General features: G+C 36.0%; 13 protein-coding genes. All 13 read right to left on the bottom strand.

Translation table 11 applies throughout. The annotated features are described in order from the left end of the window. Positions 1-25 precede the first annotated feature (25 nt). Complete coding sequence (locus GMD78_RS12360) at positions 26-403, bottom strand: hypothetical protein (RefSeq protein ID WP_155669126.1); 378 nt, start codon at positions 401-403, stop codon at positions 26-28. Beyond that, the gene (locus GMD78_RS12355; RefSeq protein ID WP_196493805.1) at positions 403-1,206 is read right to left on the bottom strand and encodes a hypothetical protein; all 804 of its coding nucleotides are present in this window, start codon (positions 1,204-1,206) and stop codon (positions 403-405) included. Before GMD78_RS12355 ends, GMD78_RS12360 begins: the two co-directional genes overlap by 1 nt. 114 nt (positions 1,207-1,320) lie before the next feature. After that, on the bottom strand, positions 1,321-1,581 hold the full coding sequence (locus GMD78_RS12345; protein WP_155669124.1) for a hypothetical protein: 261 nt from the start codon (positions 1,579-1,581) through the stop codon (positions 1,321-1,323). Next, positions 1,582-2,670, bottom strand: a complete 1,089-nt coding sequence (locus GMD78_RS12340; RefSeq protein WP_155669123.1) for a phage minor capsid protein — start codon at positions 2,668-2,670, stop codon at positions 1,582-1,584. Positions 2,671-2,695: 25 nt separating this feature from the next. Continuing rightward, positions 2,696-4,300, bottom strand: a complete 1,605-nt coding sequence (locus GMD78_RS12335) for a hypothetical protein (RefSeq protein ID WP_155669122.1) — start codon at positions 4,298-4,300, stop codon at positions 2,696-2,698. A gap of 36 nt (positions 4,301-4,336) precedes the next feature. After that, the gene (locus tag GMD78_RS12330) at positions 4,337-4,717 is read right to left on the bottom strand and encodes a hypothetical protein (RefSeq protein WP_155669121.1); all 381 of its coding nucleotides are present in this window, start codon (positions 4,715-4,717) and stop codon (positions 4,337-4,339) included. 105 nt (positions 4,718-4,822) lie between these two features. Next, positions 4,823-6,037: a PBSX family phage terminase large subunit gene (locus GMD78_RS12325; RefSeq protein ID WP_155669120.1), complete on the bottom strand. Its 1,215-nt coding sequence runs from the start codon at positions 6,035-6,037 to the stop codon at positions 4,823-4,825. Continuing rightward, positions 5,994-6,914 carry a terminase small subunit gene (locus GMD78_RS12320; protein WP_155669119.1) on the bottom strand — a complete coding sequence of 307 codons (921 nt, stop codon included), beginning with the start codon at positions 6,912-6,914 and terminating at the stop codon, positions 5,994-5,996. The genes GMD78_RS12325 and GMD78_RS12320 overlap by 44 nt, the downstream gene beginning before the upstream one ends. A gap of 73 nt (positions 6,915-6,987) precedes the next feature. After that, positions 6,988-7,173 carry a hypothetical protein gene (locus GMD78_RS12315; RefSeq protein ID WP_196493804.1) on the bottom strand — a complete coding sequence of 62 codons (186 nt, stop codon included), beginning with the start codon at positions 7,171-7,173 and terminating at the stop codon, positions 6,988-6,990. A 68-nt stretch (positions 7,174-7,241) separates the two neighbouring features. Continuing rightward, positions 7,242-7,670, bottom strand: coding sequence for a DUF3908 family protein (locus GMD78_RS12310; RefSeq protein ID WP_196493803.1), 429 nt, complete (start codon positions 7,668-7,670; stop codon positions 7,242-7,244). A gap of 346 nt (positions 7,671-8,016) precedes the next feature. After that, on the bottom strand, positions 8,017-8,556 hold the full coding sequence (locus tag GMD78_RS12305; RefSeq protein ID WP_196493802.1) for a sigma factor-like helix-turn-helix DNA-binding protein: 540 nt from the start codon (positions 8,554-8,556) through the stop codon (positions 8,017-8,019). After that, positions 8,510-8,686: a hypothetical protein gene (locus GMD78_RS12300; RefSeq protein ID WP_155669115.1), complete on the bottom strand. Its 177-nt coding sequence runs from the start codon at positions 8,684-8,686 to the stop codon at positions 8,510-8,512. Before GMD78_RS12300 ends, GMD78_RS12305 begins: the two co-directional genes overlap by 47 nt. A gap of 60 nt (positions 8,687-8,746) precedes the next feature. Next, a complete protein-coding gene (locus tag GMD78_RS12295) occupies positions 8,747-9,301 on the bottom strand; it encodes a hypothetical protein (protein WP_155669114.1) in 555 nt (184 codons plus the stop codon). Positions 9,302-9,386 lie beyond the last annotated feature (85 nt).

Raw genomic sequence — 9,386 nt, 5'->3', positions numbered from 1 at the left:
CCTCCCTTGTTATCCTTTAATCAAATTAAATATCAAATACAATACGGCCTTTTGTAGCCTCTTTAAACGCAGCGTTAACGTACGTGCATTTAGATTCAATCGGATGACCTGCAGCAAGAACTCCTACAACAGGGTTTTGACCTTCTACAATCTTTACATCATTCATGGTAAGACCTGCTCCCGTTGCTGTGGCTGGAGTACCAGTGTCAACAGTTGTGTCCCACGGTTTATACAAACCACTAGCATTATCTTTAAATACAGCTGTACCAGCCTTCACATATTCACCTGCAGTAAATGCTGAAGAATCTAGTGTAGCTCCACCAGTTTTAACTTCGATACCTTGCGTGTTACGTAAAAACTCATTTTGACCAGCAATTTTCTCCCTACGTGGTTGTAAATTCATTATTTATCTTCCTCCTTCTTGTGGCGCTGTTTAGCACGTTCAGCACCTTTGGCTTTTCGATCTTCTTTTTTGGTTTTCTTGTTATTCTTCTGACGAGAACCAGGCTTGTAAGTGCTTTTCTTTTTCTTCTTGGTTTTTACTTGTTCTTCATCTTCATCTTCCTCGTCTTCATCATCGTCATCCTGTTCCCCAAGATACTCAGGAAACTCCTCTTCCAATTCTTCAAAGAGCTCATCGAGGTTTTCAGGCTCACCATCTTCATCCAGTTCAATGTCATCCACGTTGATCAGACGTGCTAACAATCTAGGATTCACATCTTTATCAATAGCAAACTCTTTTACCATGGCTCTTTTTTCTACACGTTCCGCACGTGCGAGGCGCTTTTCCTTCTCGCTCAGTTCGTTTTTAAGGGTATTTAATTCCTCGTCCTCTTCATCATCTTTCTTATCTTTCTTTTTGCCAGCCTGTTCCTTGAGTCGGCGATACTCTTCTGGATCTACATCCTTATACTTTTTCATTCGCTTGCTCAATTGCTTTTTCATTTTGGCTTGATATTGCTTTTTGAACTTCTTATCTTTTAGCAATTCGTCCAAATCAGGAACATCATCGTCCTCTTCGTCTTCCTCATCATCGTCATCATCATCTTCGTCTTCTTCGCCCCCTTCAGCAAAGAATTGAAGATTCAACTTAAGATGATTCTCACGATTAATCTCTTCCATTGGCGCTGGAAGGGGGCGCTTGTTAAAACGAGTAAATACCCCATTAATTAGTGAAACGAACCAAACAAAAATAGCTTTAATCATAATATTTCTCCTTTCCTCTGCTTTTTGGTAAGCAGGAACCTTACTCATATAGCTTTTAAAGCCTTCAATATGGTTTGGGCATAATAAAAAGCACCCTAGAAGGATGCTTTAACTTTAATTCATGAAATTTTGCATTAATGTTTTCTTACGCTCTTCAACTTCTTTCACAATGGCCATTCGGCGATCCACATCAGTTGTGCGTTTCATTTCCTTTTGTAATACTCTTACTTTTTTATCAGTTATGAAACTCGTGTATCGTTTTTTGCAATGCTTGCATGTGAAGTAATGCTCCTTTATTCCTCTTGGATGGTTCTTTTCTTTTAGCTGCATTTTAAACACTTTGTTACAATCAGGATTTGTACATGTAACCCGCATTTAATCTGCTCCTCTCATCTTTCTAAGGGCACCCTGGTAATCTTGTATTAGCGCATTATAATTATCAGTATTAGCACGCTTCATACGTTTAAATGCACCTAAATTAGCTGGAGCATCATCACCTAGGACACCTTTTATATCAGCATACCTTTTCTTTTCATAGTTGTTCAATCTATTTAACCGCTGTTTTTCTTCATAGGCTTGTTTTTGTGCTTTTGAACGAGTATCTTTTGTAGGATCGAAGTTCTCAGCATGTCTTCTAGCCTCGTCAATCTCATCTTGATCTTTATATTCAAGAACATACGGCTGAATTGAACACTGACAATGTGGGTGTACCGGTATAGTAGCTGGATCAAGATAAGGGAAATCCTTATTACCCTCCACCATACTAAAGACAAAACCCCTGTAAACATAGCATTGTTCACATGTCGGTGTGTTTCCTGAAACGGTGAATAATTCCACCCCGTTTTCTCGGTACCGTTCCGCAGCGCCTTTTATGTTTGCACTTTTAATATTTGTTCTCGTGACAACTTGGCTATAGAAATCCAAAGGCAATCTTTTTCCGTCAATCGTGATAAAAGATGTTAACCCTTCTGAAGCAAATGACTCAGCGACTCGACTAGTAAATATCTTTCTTGGATTCCCTCGTACAAGACCAGATTGCAAATCTTTTTTTGTTACAGATAAGGCGTTTTCTATAGATGTACTTGTATTTCTTCTAGCTGTTCGAATTGCTGCCTTTAAATCAAGCATCGTATTATCTGTGATCTCTGCAATAGCTTCCAAGTGAGCCTGGGTTTGAAATGCTTTTTTAACTTGTCCTGAACTAGTTAAGCTAGCAACTAACTCCACAGAAACACCAGACTTTTTTAATGCTTTTGTTGCTTCATCCACACCTTTGAAATAAGATTTAAGTATTTCTGGAGGAATAACCTCTTCAACAGACTGATTAATCCTTTTGAAAGTATTATCGATTGATATTAACATCTTTTGTGCCGTTTTATCATTAGCTAAATTGTTACTATGCAGAATCTCCAATATTTCTATTCGAAGTGCTTTCATTACTTCTAATAATTGTTGTTGATTCATGTTATCACTCTACTCTTTCATAGAATTACTCATCATCTTCTTTCCCTTGTATTGGATCACCGTTTTCATCACGATTTCCCATAAATTGTTGCAGGGTTTGTCTACCGTTTAATAGCGAAAAACTATCATCGCTAGACTGCTCTGCTTCAACTCGTTCCAATTCCTCTTGGATCCACTCTTCGCTAGCATGTGGATTGTTACGTCTAATCGTTGTTTCAAGCGATTGAGTACCGTCCGTATATGCCCGGTTATTTTCTTCAATAAGTTCTTTTCTGCTGATTGGAATCATGGATTTAATTGTAATCTCTGGTTCCTCAATAATTACTGCTGGATCTTCTTTATTTGCAAGCCAAAGAACATTCTCGAATAACTGTTGTAGGAAGTAAATATACTCACTTTGTAATTGCTCCGCCTTTACAATCGAAATGAACAAATCATAAAACTTAGCCACTCCTGATTGAGCACTTCCGGAACCACCTTCAAGGTAAAAATCAACAGCTTTTTCAGATGTTTTTGTTTCAATGAACATCATTTTCATAAGGTCTTTTACCCATTCAATATCTCCGATTTTAGTAATATCAATTTGAATGACCTCTAGAGCCTTTCCTTTGTCATCAAAAGTAGTTATCTCTAGATCTCTATGATCTATTTTTGACTCATCACCATACCGTTCAAGAGCTGCATTTTGTAAAGCCTGCATAATTTCTTTTGATACGGCTATCCTAGGCTTCCCATTGCGTTCAAATGTGATGGCGTTTCGAGTTAACGTCCAATTAATCTCATCTTGTTTACCCTCTTGGTTCTTTAAACACGAAACTCCTAAAGGATTAGTGAATGTCTTCTCATTCGCCCAATAAACAATAAATTGACGAGTGCGCCCCTCATAGAAATGTTCTAACTCATCCAAGCCTAGAAGTTCTTTTGCTTCATCTTCTTCTACTTCCTCTGTTTGATCTCCAGAGTTAATGTGATATAGGTAGTGAGTTGCTCTTAAGCCTTTTTCCTCAACTCGCTCTCGGTACACATGAAGATAATCTTCCTCGTCAAATTCACGTTGATACACCAAATCAGCGCCTAAACCATCTTCATGAGGAAAATATACATCACGTTGCTTAAAATCGATTCTGAGTCCTCTCTCGTCATTCCAGGGCACACCAACTAGACCACCATCTACTTGTTGCTGGACAATATTGCTCCAATGTTCGAAGCGTAAGTTGGAATTTTTCTCGATTTGCTCGATTAGTTCTTTCTGTAGATTTAATATTTCACCATTAACCGTATTGTCATTTGGTCCATCTAACTGACCTGCAGTTTTTTCATTAGCTTCCTCATTTTGCTCCTCTGTTGAATTAATAGATGATGTTATTGCACCTATTGATCTAGCAACTAACATAGCAGGTATTTCAGGTATAAGCTTAGACACGTTAGCCATAATATATGGAGTACGCACGTTCATAGCCTTTTGAGTACCTTCTATGATGTTGTCAACAATCTCACCTTTTTCAATTAAATCTTTCGCCCGAGAAAAGATTGTGGAATGATTACCTTCGTATAAATCACGATAAAAGTAGACATTTCCATGTGATTTTTCAATTACAGATCTATTCCATTTTGTCCATTTGATTGTCATACACTCACCTGCCTTTGTACAAAATAAAAAACACCTTTAGGTGCTCGATTTTCTTTCTAATGCAATTAATCCAGAAGCAATACTTTCGATTGCTTGCTCTTCAAAAGTAGAATAAAACTCATTGTCTTTAAAATGATCACTAATAGGTGCTAACTGGAGATGTAACAACTCATGAACTAAATCATTTTCCATATCACGTACCCAAATAAAAGAAGGGTCATAATCAACTTGATCAAGAATTGATATGGTAGCCATTTTCTTGCTTAATGTCCAGTTCACACAAGCTAGTGAATCTTGCATCATGTCTCTTTCTCTACGAACCTTAACTTCTATTATCCAATCTTGTAATCTAAGTTTCTCTTGCCAATACTTTAACATTTCTTGTAGTTGTTCTTCCGAAAGAATAGTTTCCTGCATTTCATCACTCCTTTACCATGCACTAGAACTGCTAATACCAGCTTTAGGTGCAAATAAAATTGTATTTACAAAATACCTATCTCCATCCATTGCATGGTCAAATTGTTATACTGGTTTGTCTTCTCCTCGATCTGCTGCTTTTTTATCCCAAATGTAAGATGAAAACTCCCTAAACGTCTCCTTACAACAATCGTTAAAGTAAATCATCTCATCAATTAATGCAGTTTGAACGTTTCTGATTCCATCTAGAACTTCATTCTTAGCTTTAATGACATAGAATCCATCTTTCCTTAACTGAGCAATGAAACTTGCAGCTGATGGATCCACGATAACTCCTTTTAATCGAATACCTTTTGTAAATTGTTTCAGGTCTCGGCTATACTCCACATCAGTTTTTTGCTTCGAGGAACTACGGCCATCATGGAAGTACTCTCTAACTTTGTACCATTTATTGTTGTATTTCCCCCATAAGCCAAACGTTGTAGGGTTTTGAGTACCATAGTCAATTGAAACATAATAATCTGTGTAATTGCGCTCGATAGTCTTTTTAATGTGCTTGTCTTTATCGAACATGTCATATATAACACCCTCAGCAAGCACCCATAGACCAAGGATAAACCGTTGATAGAAAATACCAGTAAACATCCGTTTATAACGATTCTTAACTCTTTCGGATAGAGAAGGATTGTCATCCATAGTGAAATGAAGTCTAATAAGATTTTTCTCTTTTAGCTTGTCAATGTACTTCTCTTTAAACCAATGGAAAGGACTTGCAGGGTTACAGTTATACCAATACTTTGACCCGTCTACAGAACAACGAGCTTCCGCTTGGCTAACAAACGACTCTGGCATTAATGCTGCTTCATCAAAAAACATTCCAGCTAATGTAATCCCTTGAATTAGATCCTGTGAAGATTCATCTTTACCGCCAAAAACATAAAAGTAATTGGTTACACCATTCTTGGTAATAGTTAAATAGTTATCTGCGCGATGGTCCTTTACTCTGTATCCTCTCGACTTCAACATTCGTTTTAATGGAGTAATTACATTTCGTCTGAAAGAACCTATCGTTTTTCCAGCCATGCCAAAGTTTTCTTCGTTAAATGTTTCCATCGCCCACATGACATAGGAAAGAGACATAACTACTGTTTTTCCAGCACGAACGGAACCATCACATATAATTCCGTCTTTGTCTTTAACTTTTGAGTTAGGATGCCACCAGGTTAATACCTTCAATTGCTTCTTTGAAAATGGTTTAAACTTAAATAAAGCAGGCTTAAGTTTCTTCGGTTTCGGCGCTTCCATCGTCGCTGTCGTCATCGCTCCACACCTCCGCCGCTGCATTACCTAATGCCTCAATAAATCCGTCATCCTCATAGTCACCATCGTCAATATTCGCTTTCGCCTTTGTGATAGCAAGTTTTTCTTTTTCAATAGCCAATTTCTCTTCGGCAATTTTGCGTTTGAAGTTATCTGGAAGCATATCAAAATACTTAGTTAGCATTTCAAGTGCTTTCATCTTGTCAGCTAGTTTGATAGATACGCCATCTTTACCTTGTTTAGCTTCTGTAATAATCGTTCCATCAACCATGTTAGATTCTTTAAAATCAACATAGTTAACTTCTTTCATTAATGGATTGCCTTCTTCATCTTCAAGCGGACCGAACATGCCCATTTCTTGAACTTCTTTTTTACCGAATGTAACGAAATCCGTAATATCTGCGAATGCGATAGTTGCGTATTTCCTAAGTACATCCATTGCATCTAAGAATAGTGAATCAGTCATGTTGCCTTTAATTTCTTTAATGTACGATGCAATTTTAGGTTTCCTTAAGTTTTCATGACCGATTACATGTGCGGTATCAGATGAATACCCAGCCTTAATTGCTGATTGCGTAGCATTAAACGTCTTTACATAATGAATACAAAAAAGCCTTTGCTTTTCAGTGAGTTCGTCACTTGGCAAAGACTCTTCTTTTACTTTTATATTTTGTTTTTTGGGAGACAACTTTTTATTTGTAGTACTACGATCCTTTTTTTGTAGTACTACATTCCATTTATCACGACTTTTCCAAGCGCTTATTGTTTTTTCTGGTACATCTAATTTATTTGCAATTTCTCTATTTGAAATATCACCATTTTGTTGTTTCCATATTTCAAACGCCTTATCTCTACGTGGATCCCTTTTTCTAGGCATGCTACATCATCACCCACCCCCGATTGAAATTAAGTTTGTTTTGTTGCAAAAGAAAAAGCACCACTAAGGGCGCTTAAAAGTAATTCATTTTCATTTGAGTTTTTAGCTGCTTATCGATTATTTCTAGCAGATTTTTTTCAATTTCTTGGTTATTTTCATAAATAACATCTGCAATTGTTTCTGTTAGCTTTTTGTCTGTCAAACCTTTTTCTTCTAATCTTTTTTTTATAGTTTCTAAATTTAATCCTAACTCTTTCAACCCATTCACCTCACTTCCCATCTACATAACTTCGACAAGAAGGGAGTCATTTCCTGCAGTATATATAATTAGGATGCATTGTTTAGATTTTTATATATATTCTCGATAATCTCAAAGAATTTTTCTCCGAAAGAAATTACAGTATCTTCTTTAGGTATTAATACTATTTCTTTATGATTATCAAATGATATAGATAACTTTCTTTTTCCATCTCCACTTCTTTTAACTTCCATTTCAACTGAACTTATGTGGCAATTTTTGATAGTCTCGAAAGACATACTGTCATTACTTACATTAGCTATGACGATTTTGTCTACATAAAATAAAATTAAATTAATCTCATCCCCATAGTACAAACCTTTTGGATATAAGCTGCTTATACTTTTATCTAATCCCAATCTTTCAATCGTTTCGAAAAAGTATTGTAGTTGATATTTTTTAATTTCATTCTCGAATACAATGTGGTCTTGCAAATCCTTTAACTCATTATAATTCATAATATTACCTCCTTTTTCTATCTTATTTCGACAAAAAGGAAGGTTTTCCCTTCTACTATCGTATTTTCCTTGTTTCATTGAACATAATATTCATAGAACCTAATTTGAATGGAGTTGATAAAAGTGTTCAACGAAATCGACTTTTCTTCATTTCTAACTAATTTATGTTGTGTACTATTAATAATTAAGAATTGGATAGAAATTCGGGATCATATCAACCAAAATAAAAAAAAATTAATAAATAAAATTATAATGTAACTTCTCCCTACTACATAATATTTATAGTGCTTAATCTAGATAGAACTTTCGTTCTTTAAATAATTACTTACTAATTTTATTAAGAGCTCTATATAAGAACCCTTTCATCCTCAATACGGGTTCGTACGACATTCGTACGACAAGAAATTTTATTTTCTATTTTTTCCTTTGCTCGTTCAATGTATTTCTGGACTGTGCTTTTCCCCATTCCTAATTCAATCCCGATCTCCCTCATGCTCATACCGTGCGCCATATGAAGCAAATAGCATTGTCTTTCTCTGTGTGATAAATCAACCAATACATTTATAAGAGACTTTTTCTCACGATCAGATAATTCATATTGCTCTGTCTGTAAATCCAAAGAAGGGAATAAATCCATATCAACCAACGCTCTACGCTGATATGCCGAACGCTTATCTATCCCTCGCATATTACCAGGTCTACGTCCAATTTTCATCCACTCAATGGCCTCTGTCATTTCTCCAATCATGCTATTAATCTTAGACTTATCTTGTCGATCAATCTCTGATTCACCTAGTTCGTTCTTCATGCTGCTTAAACCTCTCCTGCCTTGCTCATACTCATTTATCAGCTTGTCCGCCCAATTTTCCAGTTGCTTGTTGTCCATTAAACCCAGCCCCCACTCTGAATAATGATTCTGCATACTCACTACGCTTCACAGGACTAATCGCCCCAGTGCGTTTATCTTTTCTGTATGGATCTACTTTCCACTTGTATTTGATAGATTGTTTTTTCATAATTACCCCCAATAAAAAAAGACACTAAACAACGCTAATACGTCATTCAGTGTCCTCCAGTTAGCTGGTAGAACTATTTATTTCTTTTAATTCTTTATAATTCTTTTTTACAATCACTAATGATTCATAAAATTGATCTTTTAGTTCACTCGAAATTCCGATACGTGGTTCAGTTAAATCCACAAATAATTCGATAATCCCTTCCATGCCACCTAATTCATGCTCAATGATTTCCAAATTATCAAAACATTGCATTGGTATAATTGATTTAGGGATATTATTTATATCTTCCCTTACCCTTCCAAGTAATGCTGTATCAATGCTTTTCCAGTTTAATCTATACTCTGTTCCCCAATTCTTGTAAACTATTTCCATCCTTTCTATCGTTAAATCAAGTAAACGGGAGACTCTCTTAAATTCTTTATAAAACCCACCCTTTACTTGCTTTTCCTCTTCCTTAAGTCTAGCTTTAAAAAATAGGTAAGATCCTAGTGATCCTAATGAAGCACCTATAAGAGCACCGACTAATGTTCCAAATGAGGTCAACCAAGCATCGGGGGTAATACATCGCCAAAATCCATTACATTGTGGCTCTACTATTAATAATTCATTCAAAACTTCTCCCCCTCAAAATAAAAATTTATAGACTTAACTTGAGGTTTCTTTCCATGAATTCCATAGTTCTTCCTCCTCTGGGATT

It is taken from the genome of Ornithinibacillus caprae (genome assembly GCF_009728145.1).
Lineage (GTDB): Bacteria > Bacillota > Bacilli > Bacillales > Amphibacillaceae > Ornithinibacillus > Ornithinibacillus caprae.
The sequence above is the reverse complement of the archived record's forward strand: the minus strand, read 5'-3'. Positions and strand labels throughout refer to the sequence as shown.